Origin of the sequence: Ruania suaedae (genome assembly GCF_021049265.1) — a bacterium.
GTDB lineage: Bacteria > Actinomycetota > Actinomycetes > Actinomycetales > Beutenbergiaceae > Ruania > Ruania suaedae.
Window position 1 is genome coordinate 2061402 of the sequence record NZ_CP088018.1, and the last position, 19234, is coordinate 2080635.

Genomic DNA, 19234 nt, shown 5'->3' on the forward strand with positions numbered 1-19234 from the left:
GGCGGGCTCACCTCGACCGGCGGCTCGGGTACCTCGTGCGCAGGCCGGTAGGCCGCCACCACCGCCCGTCGGAGGCGGTCCCGGGGCTGACGAGGATCCACAGCCGTGACGCTAGGCCGCGGCCGCCCTGCTCCGCCTGACGCGCAGGAGGGGGTGTGGATACGACGACCGCCGGGGCCGGCCGGCCGCCGTCATCGCTCAGGCCGGGACGATGTTGACCAGCTTCGGGGCCCGCACGATGACCGTGCGCACGGCGGCACCGTCCAGCGCCCGCTGCACACCCGGGTCGGCCAGGGCCGCCGCCTCGAGGTCGGCCTCGGAGATGTCCGGGGAGACCTCCAGGCGGCCCCGGACCTTCCCCTTGACCTGCACCACGCAGGTGACGGTGTCCTCCACCAGCAGTGCCTCCTCCACCTGCGGCCAGCTGGTGCGTGCCACGGTCGGGGCGTGGCCGAGCCGCTCCCACATCTCCTCGGCGGTGTAGGGCGCCACCATCGAGAGCAGGATCGCGACCGTCTCGACGGCCTCGCGCACGGCCGGGTCCGCCCCGCCGCAGCCGGAGTCGATGGCCTTGCGGGTGGCGTTGACCAGCTCCATGGTGCGGGCGACCATCACGTTGAACCGGTGGGACTCGATCAGCCCGGCAGCCTCGTGGAGGGTCCGGTGGGTCACCTTGCGCAGCGCGGTCTCACCGCCGTCGGCGGGGGTCCCGACGGCGGAGGTCACGTCTCCCGCCAGCCGCCAGGCCCGCTGCAGGAAGCGCAACGAGCCCTGCGGGGACATGTCCGCCCAGTCGATGTCGTCCTCCGGCGGGCCTGCGAAGACCAGGGTGAGGCGGACGGCGTCGACGCCGAACTCTTCCAGCTGCTCCCCCAGGCTCACGCCGTTGCCGAGGGACTTGCTCATCTTCTTGCCCTCGTTGATCACCACGCCCTGGTTCAGCTGGGCGGCGAAGGGTTCGCGCACCTCCAGCAGTCCCATGTCGGCGAGCACCTTGGTGAAGAAGCGGGCGTAGAGCAGGTGCAGCACCGCGTGCTCGACACCGCCGACGTAGATGTCGGCGGGCATCCAGGCGTTGGTCAGCTCCGGATCGAAGGCCTGGGTGTCGTCGCCGACGCTGGCGTAGCGCAGGAAGTACCAGGAGGAGTCGACGAAGGTGTCCATGGTGTCGGTGTCGCGCTTCGCCGCTCCACCGCAGCGCGGGCAGTCGACGTTCACCCACTCGGTCGCCGCGGCCAGGGGCGAGACCCCCTTGGGCTTGAGGTCGGCGCCCCGCAGGTCGGGCAGCGTCACCGGCAGCTGATCCTCGGGCACCGGCACCGCGCCGCAGGCCCCGCAGTGGATGATCGGGATCGGGCAGCCCCAGTACCGCTGCCGGCTCAGCAGCCAGTCGCGCAGCCGGAAGTTCACCGCCCGCGTGCCCGTGCCCTCGGACTCCAGGCGCTCCAGGATCCGCGCGATGCCGGTCTGCTTGTCGCTCAGTCCGTCGAGCACGCCGGAGCTGACGTAGGTGCCGTCCCCGGTGGTGGCCACGCCGGAGTCCTGCGGGTCCTCCTCGCCGGTGTCGATCACGCGGCGCACCGGCAGGCCCATCGCCCGGGCGAAATCCAGGTCACGCTGGTCGTGTGCGGGCACAGCCATGATCGCGCCGGTGCCGTAGTCGGCCAGGACGTAGTCGGAGGCCCACACCGGCACCTGCTCCCCGCTGACCGGGTTGCTGGCGGTGATGCCCAGGTCCACCCCGGTCTTGGGGCGCTCGGTCGACATCCGGTCGATGTCGGAAGCCTTACGGGTCTCGCTCAGGTAGGTCTCGAACGCCTCCCGCTGCTGCGGTGCGACGATCTCGGCGGCCAGGGCGGCGTCGGCGGCCACCACCATGAAGGTCGCACCGTAGAGGGTGTCGGGGCGGGTGGTGTAGACCCTCACGTCCCTGTCCGTGCGGTCCGCGAGGTGCAGCGTGAAGTCGACGTGGGCGCCCTCGGAGCGGCCGATCCAGTTGCGCTGGGCGGTCACCACCCGGTCCGGCCAGGTCGGGGCCAGCGTCTCCAGGTCGTCGAGCAGCTCCTGGGCGTAGTCGGTGATCTTGAAGTACCACTGGTTCAGCTCGCGCTTGGTCACCTCGGCGCCGCAGCGTTCGCAGCGTCCGTCCACGACCTGCTCGTTGGCCAGCACCGTCTGGTCGTTGGGGCACCAGTTCACCGGTGAGTACTTCTGGTAGGCCAGCCCGCGCTCGGCGAACTTCAGGAACAGCCACTGGGTCCAGCGGTAGTACTCCGGGTCGGAGGTGTGCAGCCGGCGGGACCAGTCGACGCTCACGCCGTACCGCTTGAACGAGGCAGCCTGGGTCTCGATGTTGCCGTAGGTGTAGGTGGCGGGGTGCTCACCGCTGCGGATCGCGGCGTTCTCGGCCGGCAGCCCGAAGGAGTCCCAGCCCATCGGGTTCATCACCTCGTAGCCGCGCAGCCACCAGTACCGGGCGATGACGTCGTGCAGGGCGGTCACCTCGGCGTGGCCCATGTGCAGGTCGCCGCTGGGGTAGGGGAACATCGTCAGCGCGTACCGCTTCTCCTTCGCCCCCGAGCGCACGGCCTCGTCGTCGGCGCGGAACGGCTGCAGCTCGTCCCACACCGGTAGCCACTTGGCTTCCAGTGCGCGGTAGTCGTAGGTGGTCTCGCTCTGCTCGGTGCTCATTCGCCTCGTCTCCCGGGTGGGCCCTGCCCTGTGGTCGGCACAAAAAAGCCCCTCTCAGGGAGGGGCGGCCGCGGCGGTTCGATCTACCGACGCGGCTCGTTAAGGAGCAGGACCTGCTGCATGGGCCCATGGTAGCGGCACCCGAGACCGGCGCGGCAACGGCGAGGACCGTGGCGAGGCCGGCCACGACCTGCACACCCGCGCCGGCCGACCTACGATGGGGCCGTCACTCTCGCCGCCACCGCGGCGGCTCGTCGGAGAAAGGACAGCACGTGAGCACTCACGCCACCGGCCAGGACGCTCCCGAGGTCGTCGTCACCCGCCTGCAGGCAGCCCTGGTGGATCTGATCGATCTGGCGCTGCAGGGCAAGCAGGCGCACTGGAACCTGCACGGACCGCACTTCCGCTCCATCCACCTCCAGCTCGATGAGGTGATCGCGGACCTACGCACCTGGTCCGACGACGTCGCCGAGCGGCTGGCGACCCTGCGCGAGGCGCCCGACGGCCGGGCGGGGACGGTCTCGCAGAGCTCGCAGGTGCCCGATATCGATGCCGGCCAGATCGGCACGGACAAGGTCATCCGTCTCTTCGATGACCGGCTGCAGGAGGCCAGCGAGCGCATCAAGGCGGGTCTGGACGAGCTCGAGGTGGACCTGCTCAGCCAGGACCTGCTGATCGAGGTCGCCACCGGCCTGGAGAAGCACGCCTGGATGTTCCGCTCCGCCGAGGCCTGAGGCCCCGGGGAGACCCCGCTCAGGCGCGCTGGCTCGCCGCCACCGAGGCGGCGAGCCGGGCAGCCTCCCGGCCGGCTCGCTCGATGCGCTGGGCGAGTTCGTGGCCGGGGCCCCCGGCCACGCCGAAGTCCTCCGGTGCCGCATAGACGGCTGTGGGAGCGATGAGCGCGCCGAAGTAGGCGAACAGCGGCCGCAGCGTCTGATCGATCATCAGCTGGTGGCGGGGGCTGCCACCGGTCGCGGCCAGCACCACCGGCGTGCCGCGCATCGACAGCGGCTCGACGAGGTCCCAGAACCCCTTGAACAGTCCGGCATAGCTGCCGCGGAAGACCGGCGTGCCGGCGATCACCAGGTCTGCCTGCTCCACCCTCCGCAAGGCGTCGTCCAGCTCCGGCGAGGGCAGTCCGAGCACGGTGGCGTCGGCGATGTCACGGGCCAGGTCTCGCACGTCGATCGTCCGGGAGGTCACGCCGGTGCAGGCCGCCACCTCCCGCACGAGCGCATCGGTCAGGGCACGAGTGGTCGAGGGGAACCCCACACCCCCGTTGACCGCGACCACGGACAGGGTGTCGGTCTGGCTCATCGGTTCTCCTTCGTCGTCGTCTCGCGGAGCTTCTCGCACAGGCGCCGCAACTGCGCCTGCTCGTCCTCGGTGAGGGCGACATCGAGCCGCTCGCCGATCGAGCGGACGTGGCGGCGCCCGACCTGTCGCTGCAGCCGGCTGCCGCGCTCGGTGAGCGCGACGACCACGCCGCGCCCATCGCCCTCGGCTGCCCGCCGCTCGAGCAGACCGTCCGCGGCGAGGCGGTCGACCATGCGGGACAGGCTTGGCTGGCTCAGCAGCAGGTTCGGCACCAGGTCGCGCATCCGTGCCGCTCCCCCGCACCGCGAGAGAGTGAAGAGCACGTCGTACTCGCGTGAGGCCAGCGGCTCGAAGTCCTTGGCCTGCTCGAAGTGGCGCATCAGGTGCACCTGGGCACGGAAGAGGGCTTCCCAGGCCAGGGCGGCACCGGCCGCCGTCATCGGGGGACGGCGCTGCCGGACATCGGGTCCACGGCGAACTGCGGCGTCAGGTCCACCGGTCCACCGTTGGCCTCCACCCGCGCGGCGTGGGTGGGCCCGTCCGGCACGTGCGCGGGCCGGTTCTTCGCCAGTTCCTTGCGCAGCACCGGCACCACCTCACCGCCGAGCAGGTCGAGCTGCTCGAGCACCGTCTTCAACGGCAGGCCGGCGTGGTCGATGAGGAACAGCTGGCGCTGGTAGTGCCCGAAGTTCTCGGTGAAGGTGAGGGTCTTGTCGATCACCTGCTGCGGGCTGCCCACGGTCAGCGGGGTGGCCTCGGTGAACTCCTCCAGGCTCGGCCCGTGCCCGTAGACCGGGGCGTTGTCGAAGTAGGGCCGGAACTCGTCGACGGCGTCCTGGGAGTTCTTGCGCATGAACACCTGCCCGCCGAGACCGACGATCGCCTGGTCGGCGCTGCCGTGGCCGTAGTGCTCGAACCGCTGCCGGTAGAGGCCGATCAGCTGCTGGAAGTGCTCCTTCGGCCAGAAGATGTGGTTGGCGAAGAAACCGTCGCCGTAGAAGGCGGCCAGCTCGGCCACCTGCGGGGTACGGATGGAGCCGTGCCAGACGAAGGGGGCGACGCCGTCGAGCGGGCGCGGGGTCGAGGTGAACCCCTGCAGGGGGCTGCGGAAGCGCCCCTCCCAGTCCACGACCTCCTCGTCCCAGAGCTTGCGCAGCAGCTGGTAGTTCTCGATCGTCAGCGGCAGACCCTGGCGCGGGTCCTGTCCGAACCACGGGTAGACCGGACCGTGGTTGCCGCGCCCGAGCATCAGGTCCACCCGGCCCCCCGCCAGGTGCTGCAGGAACGCGTAGTCCTCGGCGATCTTCACCGGGTCGTTGGTGGTGATCAGCGTGGTCGAGGTGGTGAGCAGGATCCGCTCGGTCTGCGCGGCCACATACGCCAGCAGCGTGGTGGGAGAGCTCGGCACGAACGGCGGGTTGTGGTGCTCACCGGTGGCGAACACGTCCAGGCCCACGTCCTCGGCATGCTTGGCGATGGTGGCCATCGCCATGATGCGTTCGTGCTCGGTCGGCGTGCGCCCGGTGGTCGGGTCGGTGGTGACGTCACCGACGGTGAAGATGCCGAACTGCATGAGGTGCCTCCCTGTCAGGTCCATGCATCTGCATGAACTTCTGCTCGGGTCAACACCTCATGCGCTCAGGTATTCCCGGTGATCGCCCCGGCCTGCCGGACCACCGCGTCCACGAGCGGCTCGTCCTCGCCCAGCCCCGGCTGCAGGGTCTCCAGCACGGCCGCGACCACGGCCGCCACCTCGCCCGCGTTCGCGGCCTCCTGCGCCGGCCCGGCGCCGGGATCCTGCACCGGCGCGCCCACACCCCGCAGGTGCAGGATCCAGCCGGCGAGCGTGGTGGCACACCCCAGCGGCAGGTGGCCGGCGGCGCGCTCGGCGTGGAGAGTGGGCAGCGTACGCACCGGGAGCTTCTGGGAGCCGTCGTGGGCGATCTGTGCGGTGAGGTGGCGCACCCGCGGGTTCTCGTACCGGGCGATGAGGGCGTCCCGGTAGGCCCGGACCTCCTGGGGCGGCAGGCCCAGGTGGCGCTCGGCCTCGTCCCAGTACTGTTCCACCCAGTCCCGGCACTGCGGGTCGGCGATCGCGGCGTCGATCGTCTCGTGCCCTCGGGCGCTGCCGACGTAGGCGAGCTGGGAGTGGGAGCCGTTGAGCAGCCAGAGCTTGCGGCGCTCGTGCGGGGCGACGTCCTCGACGAGCTGGGCGCCGGCCTTCTCCCAGGCCGGGCGTCCGGCGGGGAAGCGGCCCGAGATCACCCACTCGCTGAACGGCTCGGTCGGCACCGGGGAGGCATCGGAGAATCCCAGCCGGTCCTGCACCAGGGCGCGGTCGTCGTCGGTGGTGGCCGGGGTGATCCGGTCCACCATCGAGGTGGCGAAGTCCACGTGCTCGGCGATCCACGGCACGAGCGACTCGTCCACCGCCGCGGCACCATCGAGCACCAGGGTGCGGGCGACGTCGCCGTTGTCGGGCAGGTTGTCACACGGCAGGATCGTGATCGCCGCCGCGCCGGCCGTCCGCCGGGCCAGCAGCCCGGCCACCAGCCGCATCGGTGCCGAGGAGACCGCCGCGCGTGGATCCTCGCGCAGGGCGGCCACATCGGCCGCCACGTCCGGCGCCGCCAGGTCGAGGTTCCCGACGGCGTCCCTGCGGTAGCCGTGCTCGGTCACCGTCAGGCTGACGATCGCCACAGCCGGGTCGGCCAGGTAGCGCAGGTAGGCCTCATGGTCGGCGGCCGGATGGACGGCCACGATCGAGGAGATCACCTCGGCCTCGTCCCCGTCGGGACCCTTGGTGATCAGCGTGTAGAGCCCGTCCTGCGGGGCGAGGGCCTCGGCCTGGTCGGGCCTACGGCCGGTGAACGCCGCGATCCCCCACTGGTCGGCGTCGGGGGCGTGGTGGGTGTACCAGGCCTGGTGCGCACGGTGGAAGTTGCCCACGCCCAGGTGCACGATGCGGACCGGCGCGGACGCGGCGGGCAGGCCGTGGAGACCGCGCGCGAGACGCGGCGCGGTCCGGTCGGTGGCAGCGGTCATCGGGACTCACCGCCGATCCGGAAGACCTTCCGCGGATTGGTGACCACCAGGTCGCGGATGGCCTCGAACGCCTCGTCCTCGGCGAGGCGGTGCTCGACCACCAGCTCGGACAGGTAGCCGGCGTCGAGGCGGCGGCTCATGTCGTGCCGGGCCGGGATCGAGCAGAAGGCGCGGGTGTCGTCGATGAAGCCGGACGTGCGGGAGAAGCCGGCTGTCTCGGTGACCGTGGAGCGGAACCGGCGGATCGCCTCGGGGGCGTCGATGAACCACCACGGCACCCCGACGTAGACCGAGGGGTAGAAGCCGGCCAGCGGGGCGAGCTCGCGGGAGTAGACCGTCTCGTCGATGGTGAACAGCACCAGGGTGAGGTTCGGGTGGGTTCCGTAGGCCTCCAGCAGCGGGCGCAACGCGTCGGTGTACTCCATCGCGATGGGGATGTCGCAGCCGACGTCGGGGCCGTACTCCTGCCAGGTGGGCGTGTGGTGGTTGCGCCGCACACCCGGGTGGATCGTCATCACCAGCCCGTCCTCGCAGGACATCCGCGCCATCTCGGTGAGCATGTGCCGGCGCAGCGCCGTCGTCTCCTCCTCGGTGGCGGTGCCCGCACGGGCGGCCTCGAAGATCCGGCTCGCCTCGGCCGCGTCGAGGATCACCGTGACGGCGTCGATCACCCCGTGGTCCGCGGAGACCGCACCGCGGGAGATGAAGTAGCGGCGGCGATCCTCCAGTGCTGCGAGGTAACCGGAGTAGGTGCCGGTGTCGATCCCGGAGACCTCGCCGAGCCGGTCCACGTCCGCCCGCCAGGTGGGCAGGGCCGCGTCGAGGTACTTGTCGGGCCGGAAGGTCGGGACCACGCGGGGGGCGAAGGTGCTGTCGGCGGCCAGGCTCGCGTGCTCGTCGAGGCTGTCACACGGGTCGTCGGTGGTGGCGAGCACCTCGATGCCAAAGGCGTCCATCAGGGCCCGGGGCCGGAAGCCCGGCTCGGCGAGCCGTGCGGCGATCTGGTCGTAGATCGTGTCGGCCGTCTCGGCGCTGGGCCGCACGGTCACGCCGAAGATGCCGGCCAGCTCCTCCTCCAGCCAGTAGCGCACCGGGGTGCCCCGGTAGGCGGACCAGTGCGAGCACAGCGTGCGGAAGGCAGCGCGGGCCTCGGAGTCCTCCAGCGGCCCGCGGCCCACGCCCAGGTCGCGCAGCGCCACCCCGTGGGCGTGCAGCATCCGGGTGATGTAGTGGTCCGGGGTGATCAGCAGCGACGTCGGATCCCGGAAGGGGGTGTCCTCGCTGATCCAGCTCGGCGGCACGTGGCCGTGCGGGGAGATGATCGGCAGCTCGCGCACCGACTCGTAGAGCCGGCGGGAGATCTCGCGCCGGGCGGTGTCGGCAGGCAGCAGGCGGTCGGGGTGCAGTTCGAGAGCAGGTGTGGAGGTCGGCACCCGCTCACGAAACCGGTTCCCCGGCTCTCGCGGCAACCCGTTGCCAGGAGTTGCCCGGCCTCGCTGCGGTCGACGGCGTTGACTATGGTCCTCGGATGGGTGAGGTGGACGAGGTGACCCACTCCCTCGGGGTGGCCGGCGCGTCCTGGTTCGACCTGCGGCTGGCTCCGGATGCGGTGCACTTCGGTGTGCCGAGCCTGTCCGCGACGATCGTCCTGGCCCTGGACCGGCCGACCGATGTCGGATGGGCGCACGAGCCGGGCCACCACGGGTACCGCGTCCTCGTCGCCGGCCTCCACACCCGGCCCTCGCTGGTGCGCACGCACGGCCGGCAGCACGGCCTGCAGCTGGCGCTGACACCCCGAGGCTGCCGCGCGCTGCTCGGTCTCCCGATCGGCGCCGTCAGCGGGCACATCCTCGAGCTCGACGACCTGCCCGCCGCACCGCTGCACGACGTGCTCGCACCCGTCCGGGCGGCGCCCGCGCCGCTCCGGCCCACCGCGCTGCGCGCGGGACTGCTCGCCGTGGCCGCGCGCCTGCACCGGGAGCGGCCACGACCGCCCCGTGCCGAGGTCGTCGAGGCCTGGCGGCTCCTCACCACCGGCCACGGGGGCGCGAGCGTCGACGACGTCGCTCGCACCGTGGGCTGGTCACGGCGGCACCTGAGCGCGCAGTTCGCCGCAGAGGTCGGCCTGCGACCGAAGGAGGTGGCCCGCATCGCCCGGCTGACGGCCGCGCGGGCGCTCGCGTCCGCGGGTCAGGATCTCGCCACCGTCGCGGCCACCACCGGGTACGCCGACCAGTCGCACCTGACGCGGGAGTGGACCGCCGCCGTCGGCCGCCCGCCCGCCCGGTCGCTGCGCGCCGAGTTCCCGAATCTTCAAGACCTCACCCCGGCACACCGGACAGGCTCAGGGCCATGACCACGCTTCACATGTGTTTCCGCGCCCGCCATGCCCACGCCGTCATCGACTTCCTCGAGGCGCTCGGCTTCACCCGTAGTCTCGTCGTGGACGGGCCGGGCGGCACCGTCGAGCACGCCGAGCTGAGGTGGCGCGAGACCGGCGCCGTGATGCTCGGCAGCATCCGTGACGACGGCAGTGCGCTCGACCGGACCGCGGGGCACGGGGCGGCCTACCTCGTCGTCAGCCGCGACGAGGAGGTCGATGCCTGGTTCGCCCGCGCGGTCGCCGCCGGCGGGAGGCCGCAGCAGTACCCGGCCGATCAGGACTTCGGTGGCCGCAGCGCCGCCGTGCTCGACCCCGAGGGCAACTACTGGGCCTGCGGGTCCTACGCCGGTGCCACCTCAGGCTGACAGGTCCCGCACCCGCCGGCGCTCCACCAGCACGCCGTGCGGGCGCTCGTCGTGGACCTCGGTGCCGTCCTCGATCCAGCCGTGCCGTTCGTAGAATCCCGCCGCCCGGGTGTTGCCGGCCAGCACCAGCAGGTAGGCCCGCCGGTAGCCGGCACCCCGGAGGACCTCCTCGGCCGCGGTCATCAGCACGTGCCCGACGCCGGTGGACCAGTGATCGGGGTGGGCGTAGAGGGCGTAGAGCTCGCCGGCACCGGCGAACTCGTCGTCGCGCGCGGGACCGGCCACCGCCCACCCGATCACCGCTCCGGTGGCGTCGACGGCCACCAGCTCGGCGTCGCAGGTGCGGCTCTCCCACGCCGCTCCGCGGCGCTGGGTCTCACGCACAGGATCCTGGCGGTCGAGCATCTCCTGGGGCACCAGGCCGGGATAGGCGGCGCGCCACCCGGCCACCCGCAGCTCACTGATCGCGCGGACATCGGCGCGGACGGCGCGGCGGACCTTGACCATGGCAGCAGGGTACGGCCGGGCCGACCACCGGCTCATTCGAATCCACTTGCGGCATGGGAATCCACCTACGACCGGCCAGAGGCGGATTCGAATGCGGGAACTGGATTCCCACGCGCGCCGGCGGGGGTGGCCCCTCAGGCACTCGCCGGGCCGGTCGAGGCGCGCACGATCAGCCGGGTCGGCAGGCGTACCGGCTCGGTGGCGCGCGAACGGGCCCCGGCGGCGAGGGCCAGCGCGTTGGAGGCGCCGGTCTCCCCCAGCGCCCGCAGCGGGGCTGCCACCGTCGTCAGGGCGGGGGTCACCAGCTCCCCCACCGGGGTGTTGTCGAAGCCGACCACGCTGACGTCCTCCGGTACCCGCACGCCCGCGGCGGTGAGCTGGCGGACCAGGCCGATCGCCACCATGTCGTTGTAGGTCACCACGGCCGTGGAGCCGTCGGTCCCGTCCACCCTCGCCGACCGGCCGCCGGCCACCGTCGGGGCGACCGGGCCCACGCGGCGCAGGCGCAGTCCCAGGCTCTCGGTGGCCACCCGCAGCCCGCGCCAGCGCATCCCGTCCGCCCAGGAGGCCTCCGGGCCGGCCACGTAGGTGATCTGCCGGTGCCCGAGCTCGAGGAGGTGCTCGGTGATGCGGCGCATCGCCGGCTCGAAGTCGACCAGCACGCACGGCACGCCCGGGACCTCCCGGTTGAGCACCACCAGCGGCTCCACCTTCGCGATCTGCCGGATCGCGGCGTCGGACATCCGCGAGCTCGCGAGCACGATCGCATCCACCGAACCCTGGACGCGGTCGATCATCGCGCGTTCCTTCTCGGCCGACTCCTCGGTCTCGGCGAGCAGCATCGTGTACTCCTCCCGATCGCACGCGCGCCCGGCTCCCCGGACCACCTCGGCGAAGACGGGGTTGGTCACATCGGCGAGCACCAGCGCCAGCATCCGGGTACGGGTGGTGCTCAGCGCCCGCGCCTGCGGGTTGGCCCGGTAGCCCAGCTCGGCGGCGACGGCGCGGATCCGTTCGGCCGTCTCGGCACGCACCCGGCCCGGCCGGGAGAAGGCCCGGGAGACGGTGGAGGGCGCCACACCGGCGGCGGCGGCCACGTCGTAGATGGTCGTCGCCTGCTGGCGCTCACCCTCGCTGACCACCGCCCTACCGTAGGCGTGGGCAGCAACAAGTGGCAACCGCTTGCCGCTGCCCGGCTCCGGCGCGTTGCCTGGAGGACATGTGGACTCTCTCCGGATTCGTCGACGAGATCGATCCCGACTTCGACACGCAGGTGGAGGTCGCCACCGGTCTCGGCCTCACGCACATCGAGTTCCGCAGCGCCTGGGGCACCAATGTGCTCGCGCTGAGCGACTCCGAGCTCTCCCGGGTGGCCGACACCCTGGCCGACGCCGGGCTGAAGGTCTCCGCTCTCGGGTCACCGATCGGCAAGATCGGCATCGGCGAGGAGTTCCCACGCCACCTGGACGCGATGAAGCATGCCGCCGACGTCGCCCACCGCCTGCAGGCGCCCTACATCCGCCTGTTCTCCTTCTTCCTCCACGGCGCGGACCCGGCCGAGGTCCGCAGTGAGGTGCTGCGCCGGATGGACGCCCTCGCCGCCGTCGGAGCCGCGGAGGGCCTGGTCCTGCTGCACGAGAACGAGAAGGACATCTACGGCGACATCCCCCAGCGCTGCCACGACATCGTCTCCTCGGTCGACAACGATCACCTGCGCCTGGCGTGGGACGCCGCGAACTTCGTCCAGTGCGGGGTGCGCCCCTTCACCGACGGCTACGAGCTGCTGCGCCCCGACACCGCCTACATCCAGATCAAGGACGCCCTCCTCGCCGACGGCACGGTCGTCCCGGCCGGCCAGGGTGACGGTGAGGTCGCCCAGACGATGCGCGCCCTGGCGGCCGACGGCTTCGACGGGTTCTTCTCCCTCGAACCCCACCTGAGCGCCGTCGGGACCTTCGGCGGGTTCTCCGGCCCGGCAATGTTCACCGAGGCGCACCGGGCGTTCACCTCGCTGCTGGACGCCGAGGGCATCTCCTACCAGTGACCACCGCCGGCCTCCCCGAGCCCACTGCCGCCACCGCCGCCATCGTCGGCTGCGGTGACATCGCCGCCCTGCACGCCGAGGCCCTGACCGCCCTGGGGATCGAGGTGGCCGGGGTGGTCGACACCGACCCCGGCCGCGCCCACGCCCTCGCCTCCGGGCTCGGCACCCGGACCTTCCCCGACGTACCGAGCCTGCTCGCCACGGCCGGGCCGAGCGTGGTGCACGTGTGCACCCCGCACGCCGAGCACGCGGGCGTCGCCCGCCAGGTCCTCGACGGCGGAGCCCACCTCCTGCTCGAGAAGCCGGTGGCGCACACCCTCGAGCAGGCCGAGGCACTCACCGAGACGGCGCAGGCCGCCCAGACCCGCGGCGTGCGGTCCGGGGTGGTGTACCAGAACCGCTACAACCGCCCCAACCGGCGCCTGCACGAGCTGATCACCTCCGGAGCGCTCGGGCGCGTGCACGGGGCGAGGGCCGCCGTCAGCTGGTACCGCACCCCGGAGTACTACGCCGACCGGCCCTGGCGCGGCACCTGGGCTGGCGCCGGCGGCGGGGTGCTGATGAACCAGGCGATCCACACCCTCGACCTGCTGCTGTGGCTGCTCGGCCCGGCGGCCGCCGTCACCGGGCACGCCGCCACCCACCTGCTCGGTGAGGCGATCGAGGTGGAGGACACCGCCGAGATCCTGATCACCCACGCCGGCGGGGCCCGCTCCCTGCTGCACGCCACCAACGCCTACCCGCTGAACGCACCGGTCACCCTCGAGGTGCACGGCGAGATCGGCTCCGCCACCATGTCCGGCGATCTGCTCGTGCGCTGGCACGACGGCCGCACCGAGACCGTGCCGGCGGCCGCCCCCAGTGCGAGCGGGCGCAGCTACTGGGGAGACTCCCACCGGCTGCTCATCGCCGACTTCTACGAGCGTCTCGAGGAGCCGGAACCGTTTTGGATCGGCCTCTCCGACGGCGCCGCGACCGTGGCCGCCATCGCGGCCGTCTACGACGCCTCCCCCGGCCTGAGGTCTCGGCCCGGCGCCGGCCCGGGGTGAGACGGCGCGGCATCCGGCGAGGCTTCCTGGCATCATCTCCACCGAGCCCGCAACCATCGACAAAGGATCGCAACAGATGACCTCCTCCGCTCACGTCGGCGTCGTCGGCCTGGCCGTCATGGGACGCAACCTGGCCCGCAACTTCGCCAACAACGGCTACACGGTCGCGGTGTACAACCGCACCCAGGCCCGCACCGACGACATGATCTCCGCCCACGGCCGCGAGGGATCGTTCGTCCCCGCGAGCTCGGTGGAGGAGTTCGTGGCCAGCCTCGAGCGCCCTCGCCGGATCGTGATCATGGTGCAGGCCGGCGCCGGCACCGACGCCACCATCGAGGCCCTCCTGCCGCACCTGGAGGAGGGCGACATCGTCGTCGACGGCGGCAACGCCCACTACGAGCACACCCGCCGCCGGGAGGAGGCGCTGCGCGAGAAGGGCCTGCACTTCTTCGGCGTCGGGATCTCCGGCGGTGAGGAAGGTGCGCTGAATGGGCCCTCCATCATGCCCGGTGGATCCAAGGAGGGCTACGAGGCGATCGGCCCGCTGCTGGAGACCATCGCCGCCGACTACGACGGCACCCCGTGCTGCACCTACATCGGCCCCGACGGCGCCGGCCACTTCGTCAAGATGGTCCACAACGGCATCGAGTACGCCGACATGGAGTTCATCGCCGAGGCCTACGACGTGCTGCGGGCCGGTGGCCTGAGCGTGGCCGAGATCTCCGACACCTTCCGAGAGTGGAACACCGGCGACCTGGACTCGTACCTGATCGAGATCACCTCGGAGGTGCTGGACCAGACCGACGAGATCACCGGCAAGGCACTGGTGGACGTGATCGCCGACTCCGCCGGGCAGAAGGGCACCGGCCGGTGGACGGTGCAGATCGCCCTCGAGCTGGGCGTGCCGGTGAACACCATCGCCGAGTCAGTCTTCGCGCGGTCGGTCTCCGGGCACCTGGACCTGCGGGCCGCCGGCCGTGAGCACCTGAGCGGGCCGGCCCACTCCTTCACCCCGCAGGACAAGGCCACCCTGGTCGAGGACGTGCGGCAGGCTCTCTGGAGCGCGAAGGTCGTGGCCTACGCCCAGGGTCTGCACCTGATCCGCTCCGCCAGCGAGCAGTACGGCTGGGACATCGACGTGGCGGCCGTGGCCTCCCTGTGGCGTGCGGGCTGCATCATCCGGGCCCGCCTGCTCGAGCGCATCCGCTCCGAGTACGCCGCCGGCCAGCTGCCCACGCTGCTGGCCGCACCGAGCATCGCCGCCGGTCTGGCGGACGCCTCGGAGGGCACCCGCCGGGTGATCGGCACCGCCATCGCGGCCGGCGTGCCGGTGCCGGGCTTCGCGGCTGCCGTCGCCTACTACGACGCCGTCCGGGCCGAGCGGCTGCCGGCCGCCCTGATCCAGGGACAGCGGGACTTCTTCGGCGCTCACACCTACCAGCGGGTCGACACCGAGGGCACCTTCCACACCGAGTGGTCGGCGGACCGCTCCCAGACCCGGGTCGACTGAGGCCCTCACGCGGATGAACGAACCGGCACCTCCCCCGACGGCGGCCACGGCGAGCACCCCTGCGGTGGCGTTCGCGGCCGCCGTCGCGGGGGGCCGGCTGGACGCCGGGACGCTTGCGGTGGCCGACCGGGTCCGGGCGATCCTGCGCGGCAGCGGCCCGCTCGGCGTGGCCTACTCCGGCGGCGTGGACTCGGCCGCGCTGCTGGCCCTGGCCGTGCACGAGCTCGGCACCGAGCAGGTGGTGGCCGTGCTGGGTGTCTCCCCCAGCCTGGCCGCCGACGAACGACTCGCCGCGCACGACGTGGCCGCGCACATCGGCGCCCGGGTGGTCGAGGTGCGCACCCGCGAGGGTGAGAACCCCGCCTACCAGCGCAACGCGCTGGACCGGTGCTTCCACTGCAAGGACGAGCTGTTCACCCGGATCTCCGAGGAGGTCGTCACCGCCCACGCGCTGGCGAGCGTGGCCTACGGCGAGAACGCCGACGACGCCGCCCGCCCCGACCGGCCGGGCTCGCGGGCCGCGACGGACCACCGCGTCCTGCGCCCGCTCGCCGAGGCCGGCGCCACCAAGGCCGACGTCCGGGCGATCGCGCGGGCCTTCGCGCTGCCGTGCGCGGACAAGCCCGCGGCCCCGTGCCTGGCCTCCCGGATCCCGCACCACCAGAGCGTCACCCCCGAGAAGCTGGCGCAGGTGGAGCAGGTGGAGGCCGGCCTGCGGTCCCTCGGTTTCAGCGACTGCCGGGTGCGCCACCACGGCGAGGTCGCGCGCCTCGAGCTCGTCGAGTCCGAGCTGGAGCGGGCGTGCAGCCCGCAGATACGTGCGGAGATCCACCGGCTGGCACGTGATGCCGGGTTCGGCTTCGCGGCCATCGATGTCCGGGGCATCCAGTCCGGGGCGTTCTCACTGAGCCTGCTCGGTGTGCGCGAGGGCGCCAGGTGAGCACATCCCCCGGCCCGGAGGGCCCCCAGCCGGGCGACCCGCTGCCCGAGTCACTGGCCGCACTGGCCGGTGTGGCCGAGCTGGACGGGGACCGGATGGCGCGTCGCGGCTATCCGGAGGCCATCTATTGCGCCGGCAAGAGCCCCGACCAGGTCGCCGCGATCGCGGCTCGGATCCGCGCCACCGCTGTCCCCGGGACCTCGGGTACCGCCCTGTTCACCCGCGCCTCGCGGGAGCATGCCGAGGCGGTGCTGCTCGCGCTGCCCGACGCCGCCGATCACCCCGACGCCCAGCTCCTGGCCTGGCCTCCCACGCCGCCGGAACCGACCGGAGGGCGGGTGCTGGTGATCACCGCCGGCACCTCCGACCTGCCGGTGGCGCGCGAGGCCGAGCTGACCGCCACCTATCTGGGGCGGGCCACCACCCTGATCGCCGACGTCGGGGTGGCCGGGCTGCACCGCATCGTGGCGCGCGTGCCCGAGCTGCGGCAGGCCGACGCCATCGTCGTGGCAGCCGGGATGGACGGCGCCCTGCCGAGCGTGGTGGCCGGGCTGGTGGAGGTTCCCGTGGTCGCGCTGCCCACCTCGGTCGGCTACGGGGCCGCCTTCGGTGGCATCGCCCCGCTGCTGACGATGCTCAACGCGTGCGCGCCCGGCGTGGCGGTGGTCAACATCGACAACGGCTACGGAGCCGGCCACCTCGCCGCCCAGATCTCACGCTAGAATCGCCCGCAGCCGTGCACGGTGCACCGGCTCAGACAGGATGGAGACCATGGCCGCCACCGGCGACTATGACAGTACCGGCTCCCCCACCTCGGACTCCGCCTCGGAGTCCGACTCATTGGAGGGGCATAGACCCTGGCCCGACGGCGTACTGACGCCTGGGCCTCCCCCACGTTCGATCGCCGCTGCTGAGCAGGTGCGGCGATGACCGAGATCGCGTTCCTCGTCCTGGCGATGGTGCTGGTGGCGGGGTGCGGCGCGTTCGTCGCCGCGGAGTTCGCCTTCGTCACCGTCAACCGGTCCCAGGTGGAGGCCGAGGCCGCTGCCGGTGACCGCGGAGCGACCAAGGTGCTGGCGGCACTGCGCACGCTCTCCACCCAGCTCTCCGGTGCCCAGCTGGGTATCACCGTGACCAACCTCGGCATCGGCTACCTGGCCGAACCCTCGATCGCGCGGCTGCTGCAGGGCCCGCTCGGGACGGCCGGGCTGAGCGAGACCGCCACCCGCTCGGTCTCGCTGACGGTGGCGATGCTGCTCGCCACGGCGGTGACGATGATCGTGGGTGAGCTGATCCCCAAGAACCTCGCCATCGCTCAGCCGCTGCGCACGGCCAAGGCCGTCGTGGGTTTCCAGCGCGGCTTCACCTGGGTCAACACCTGGCCCATCCGGTTCTTCAACGGCACCGCCAACCGCATCCTGCGGCTGATGGGGATCGAACCGCAGGAGGAGCTCGCCTCCGCTCGATCCGCCGAGGAGCTCTCGGCCCTGGTCCGTCACTCCGCCCGTGAGGGTGTCCTCCCGGAGGACACCGCCGAGCTGATCGAACGCTCGCTCGCCTTCGGCGACCGGCGCGCCCGGGACGCGATGACACCGCTCTCACAGGTGGTGAGCCTGCGCCCGGAGGACTCCCTGACGGATCTGATCACCGCAGCCAAGACCTCCGGCCACTCCCGCTTCCCGGTGATCGAGGTGGTCCAGGACAACGGGCACACCGAGTCCCGCGTGGTGGGGCTGGCGCATGTGCGGGGGGCCCTCGCGATCCCGTTCGACCGACGTGACCGCGTGCCCGTCTCCCAGGTGCTCACCGAGGCCAGCCTCGTGCCGGACTCCCTCGAGCTGGACACCCTGATGGACGACCTGCGCGGCGGTGGCCTGCAGATGGCCGTCCTCATCGACGAGTTCGGCTCCCCCGCCGGACTGGTGACGCTCGAGGACCTGGTGGAGGAGATCGTCGGGGAGGTCCGCGACGAGCACGACGCCGACGAGCCCGGGGCGGTCGCCGAGAGCGACGGCTCCTGGACGATCCCCGGGCTGATGCGCGTGGATGAGGTCAGTGAGCTCATCGCCGCCGAGATGCCCGAGGACGAGGCCTACGACACCGTCGGCGGGCTGCTGGCCGACGAGCTGGAACGGCTGCCCGAACCGGGCGACAGGGTCGAGCTGACCGTGGACCGGCAGGAGGAGGAGGGTCGCGTGCTCGTCACGATCGAGGTGGTCGAGCTGGACGGGCACCGTGTCGACACCGTCCGCGTCCGGCTGGACGCTGTCGATCCGGAGAGCACCGAGGACCATCCGGGTCGCGCGGACAGCACCACCGAGTCCGCGGAGGCCGAGCGATGAGCGACACCGGCGCGATCGTGCTGACCATCGTCCTGCTCGCCCTCAACGCCTTCTTCGTCGGTGCCGAGTTCGCACTCGTCTCCGCCCGGCGCACCAAGATCGAGCCGGCGGCCAAGGCCGGCAACCGGGTGGCCGGGATCACGCTGCGGGCCATGGAGCAGGTCTCGCTGATGATGGCGGGCGCGCAGCTGGGCATCACGATCTGCTCGCTCCTGCTGCTGCAGGTCAGTGAACCGGTGATCGCGCACGCGATCGAGGAACCGCTGCTGGGCGCCGGCGTGAGCGAGACGCTCGTGCATCCGATCGCGTTTGCGATCGCCTTCGCGCTGATCACCTTCCTGCACGTGGTGCTCGGCGAGATGGTGCCCAAGAACATCGCCCTGGCCGGACCGGAGCGCAGCGCGATGGTGCTGGGTCCGGTGCTGGTGATCATGGTGCGGGTGCTCTACCCGGTGCTGTGGGTGCTGAACCAGATCGCGAACCTCGCGCTGCGGCTCATGCGGGTCGAGCCCAAGGACGAGGTGGCCAGCGCCTTCACCCGCGACGAGGTGGCCGGCCTGGTGGCCGAGTCCCGCAGCGGGGGGTTGCTCGAGCTGAACGACGAGCGGCTGCTCATGGGTGCGCTGCAGTTCGCCGACCGTCAGGTCTCCAGCGTGCTGCTGCCGGTGCACACCGTGCGCACCATGCCCGAGGGCATCACGCCGGCCGGGGCCGAGGCGGTCTCGGCCCAGGGCTTCTCCCGGTTCCCGGTGAAGCGCTCCGACGGCAGCCTCGCCGGCTATGTCCACATCAAGGACCTGCTGGAGACCGATCCCGCCCGCCGGGACCGGCCGATCGAGGCATCCTCGGTCCGTCGGATGCCGGTGGTCGCCGCCTCGGACTCGCTGCGCACCGCCCTGATGACCATGCAGTCGGGCGGAGCACACCTGGCCGAGGTGCGCGACGGGGAGAGGACCCTCGGCGTCGTCGCCCTCGAGGACGTGCTCGAAGAGCTCGTCGGGGTGATCCGGGACGACTCGCGCCGTCCGCGGCGGGTGTGAG

Annotated in this window: 18 protein-coding genes; 10 read left to right on the plus strand and 8 right to left on the minus strand. The window is 72.2% G+C overall.

Going from position 1 to position 19234, the window contains the following annotated elements:
• Positions 1 to 198 precede the first annotated feature (198 nt).
• The gene (gene leuS, locus LQF12_RS09540; protein ID WP_231052703.1) at positions 199 to 2691 is read right to left on the minus strand and encodes a leucine--tRNA ligase; all 2493 of its coding nucleotides are present in this window, start codon (positions 2689 to 2691) and stop codon (positions 199 to 201) included.
• Positions 2692 to 2963: 272 nt separating this feature from the next.
• Between leuS and LQF12_RS09545 the strand changes: the two genes are divergently transcribed.
• The gene (locus LQF12_RS09545; protein WP_231052704.1) at positions 2964 to 3425 is read left to right on the plus strand and encodes a Dps family protein; all 462 of its coding nucleotides are present in this window, start codon (positions 2964 to 2966) and stop codon (positions 3423 to 3425) included.
• 19 nt (positions 3426 to 3444) lie between these two features.
• Here LQF12_RS09545 and LQF12_RS09550 read toward each other — a convergent pair whose 3' ends face one another.
• The 5 genes from LQF12_RS09550 to uxaC form a co-directional block, all read right to left on the minus strand.
• On the minus strand, positions 3445 to 4008 hold the full coding sequence (locus LQF12_RS09550) for a CE1759 family FMN reductase (protein ID WP_231052705.1): 564 nt from the start codon (positions 4006 to 4008) through the stop codon (positions 3445 to 3447).
• Positions 4005 to 4448 (minus strand): MarR family winged helix-turn-helix transcriptional regulator, encoded by a 444-nt coding sequence (locus tag LQF12_RS09555; RefSeq protein WP_231052706.1) that lies wholly within the window; start codon positions 4446 to 4448, stop codon positions 4005 to 4007. The genes LQF12_RS09550 and LQF12_RS09555 overlap by 4 nt, the downstream gene beginning before the upstream one ends.
• A complete protein-coding gene (locus LQF12_RS09560) occupies positions 4445 to 5581 on the minus strand; it encodes an LLM class flavin-dependent oxidoreductase (protein ID WP_231052707.1) in 1137 nt (378 codons plus the stop codon). The genes LQF12_RS09555 and LQF12_RS09560 overlap by 4 nt, the downstream gene beginning before the upstream one ends.
• A gap of 65 nt (positions 5582 to 5646) precedes the next feature.
• Positions 5647 to 7053: a mannitol dehydrogenase family protein gene (locus LQF12_RS09565; protein ID WP_231052708.1), complete on the minus strand. Its 1407-nt coding sequence runs from the start codon at positions 7051 to 7053 to the stop codon at positions 5647 to 5649.
• On the minus strand, positions 7050 to 8486 hold the full coding sequence (gene uxaC, locus LQF12_RS09570) for a glucuronate isomerase (protein ID WP_231052709.1): 1437 nt from the start codon (positions 8484 to 8486) through the stop codon (positions 7050 to 7052). The genes LQF12_RS09565 and uxaC overlap by 4 nt, the downstream gene beginning before the upstream one ends.
• A gap of 95 nt (positions 8487 to 8581) precedes the next feature.
• Between uxaC and LQF12_RS09575 the strand changes: the two genes are divergently transcribed.
• Both LQF12_RS09575 and LQF12_RS09580 read left to right on the plus strand, forming a co-directional pair.
• Positions 8582 to 9409 carry a helix-turn-helix domain-containing protein gene (locus LQF12_RS09575; RefSeq protein WP_231052710.1) on the plus strand — a complete coding sequence of 276 codons (828 nt, stop codon included), beginning with the start codon at positions 8582 to 8584 and terminating at the stop codon, positions 9407 to 9409.
• Entirely contained in the window at positions 9406 to 9801 is a 396-nt protein-coding gene (locus LQF12_RS09580; protein ID WP_231052711.1) for a VOC family protein, read from the plus strand. The genes LQF12_RS09575 and LQF12_RS09580 overlap by 4 nt, the downstream gene beginning before the upstream one ends.
• Here LQF12_RS09580 and LQF12_RS09585 read toward each other — a convergent pair.
• The gene (locus LQF12_RS09585; RefSeq protein ID WP_231052712.1) at positions 9793 to 10308 is read right to left on the minus strand and encodes a GNAT family N-acetyltransferase; all 516 of its coding nucleotides are present in this window, start codon (positions 10306 to 10308) and stop codon (positions 9793 to 9795) included. The genes LQF12_RS09580 and LQF12_RS09585 overlap by 9 nt on opposite strands.
• Before the next feature lie 134 nt (positions 10309 to 10442).
• Positions 10443 to 11450 (minus strand): LacI family DNA-binding transcriptional regulator, encoded by a 1008-nt coding sequence (locus LQF12_RS09590; protein WP_231052713.1) that lies wholly within the window; start codon positions 11448 to 11450, stop codon positions 10443 to 10445.
• Between the two features lie 77 nt (positions 11451 to 11527).
• Here LQF12_RS09590 and LQF12_RS09595 point away from each other — a divergent pair, with 77 nt between their 5' ends.
• The 7 genes from LQF12_RS09595 to LQF12_RS09625 all read left to right on the plus strand — a co-directional run bounded on the left by LQF12_RS09595 (position 11528) and on the right by LQF12_RS09625 (position 19233).
• On the plus strand, positions 11528 to 12352 hold the full coding sequence (locus LQF12_RS09595) for a sugar phosphate isomerase/epimerase family protein (protein WP_231052714.1): 825 nt from the start codon (positions 11528 to 11530) through the stop codon (positions 12350 to 12352).
• A complete protein-coding gene (locus tag LQF12_RS09600; protein WP_231052715.1) occupies positions 12349 to 13401 on the plus strand; it encodes a Gfo/Idh/MocA family protein in 1053 nt (350 codons plus the stop codon). The genes LQF12_RS09595 and LQF12_RS09600 overlap by 4 nt, the downstream gene beginning before the upstream one ends.
• A gap of 76 nt (positions 13402 to 13477) precedes the next feature.
• Positions 13478 to 14911 (plus strand): NADP-dependent phosphogluconate dehydrogenase, encoded by a 1434-nt coding sequence (gene gnd / locus LQF12_RS09605; RefSeq protein ID WP_231052716.1) that lies wholly within the window; start codon positions 13478 to 13480, stop codon positions 14909 to 14911.
• A gap of 13 nt (positions 14912 to 14924) precedes the next feature.
• Entirely contained in the window at positions 14925 to 15851 is a 927-nt protein-coding gene (gene larE / locus LQF12_RS09610) for an ATP-dependent sacrificial sulfur transferase LarE (protein WP_231052717.1), read from the plus strand.
• Positions 15848 to 16573: a nickel pincer cofactor biosynthesis protein LarB gene (larB, locus tag LQF12_RS09615; RefSeq protein ID WP_435531179.1), complete on the plus strand. Its 726-nt coding sequence runs from the start codon at positions 15848 to 15850 to the stop codon at positions 16571 to 16573. The genes larE and larB overlap by 4 nt, the downstream gene beginning before the upstream one ends.
• 204 nt (positions 16574 to 16777) lie before the next feature.
• Positions 16778 to 18193 carry a hemolysin family protein gene (locus tag LQF12_RS09620; RefSeq protein WP_231052718.1) on the plus strand — a complete coding sequence of 472 codons (1416 nt, stop codon included), beginning with the start codon at positions 16778 to 16780 and terminating at the stop codon, positions 18191 to 18193.
• Positions 18190 to 19233: a hemolysin family protein gene (locus LQF12_RS09625; protein WP_231052719.1), complete on the plus strand. Its 1044-nt coding sequence runs from the start codon at positions 18190 to 18192 to the stop codon at positions 19231 to 19233. Before LQF12_RS09620 ends, LQF12_RS09625 begins: the two co-directional genes overlap by 4 nt.
• Position 19234: the final 1 nt, after the last annotated feature.

Coding starts and splice junctions, on each gene's coding strand:
- leuS (WP_231052703.1), bottom strand. CDS start 2,691: ATGAGCACCGAGCAGAGCGAGACCACCTACGACTACCGCGCACTGGAA.
- LQF12_RS09550 (WP_231052705.1), bottom strand. CDS start 4,008: ATGAGCCAGACCGACACCCTGTCCGTGGTCGCGGTCAACGGGGGTGTG.
- LQF12_RS09555 (WP_231052706.1), bottom strand. CDS start 4,448: ATGACGGCGGCCGGTGCCGCCCTGGCCTGGGAAGCCCTCTTCCGTGCC.
- LQF12_RS09560 (WP_231052707.1), bottom strand. CDS start 5,581: ATGCAGTTCGGCATCTTCACCGTCGGTGACGTCACCACCGACCCGACC.
- LQF12_RS09565 (WP_231052708.1), bottom strand. CDS start 7,053: ATGACCGCTGCCACCGACCGGACCGCGCCGCGTCTCGCGCGCGGTCTC.
- LQF12_RS09575 (WP_231052710.1), top strand. CDS start 8,582: ATGGGTGAGGTGGACGAGGTGACCCACTCCCTCGGGGTGGCCGGCGCG.
- LQF12_RS09580 (WP_231052711.1), top strand. CDS start 9,406: ATGACCACGCTTCACATGTGTTTCCGCGCCCGCCATGCCCACGCCGTC.
- LQF12_RS09585 (WP_231052712.1), bottom strand. CDS start 10,308: ATGGTCAAGGTCCGCCGCGCCGTCCGCGCCGATGTCCGCGCGATCAGT.
- LQF12_RS09595 (WP_231052714.1), top strand. CDS start 11,528: ATGTGGACTCTCTCCGGATTCGTCGACGAGATCGATCCCGACTTCGAC.
- gnd (WP_231052716.1), top strand. CDS start 13,478: ATGACCTCCTCCGCTCACGTCGGCGTCGTCGGCCTGGCCGTCATGGGA.
- larE (WP_231052717.1), top strand. CDS start 14,925: ATGAACGAACCGGCACCTCCCCCGACGGCGGCCACGGCGAGCACCCCT.
- LQF12_RS09620 (WP_231052718.1), top strand. CDS start 16,778: ATGACCGAGATCGCGTTCCTCGTCCTGGCGATGGTGCTGGTGGCGGGG.
- LQF12_RS09625 (WP_231052719.1), top strand. CDS start 18,190: ATGAGCGACACCGGCGCGATCGTGCTGACCATCGTCCTGCTCGCCCTC.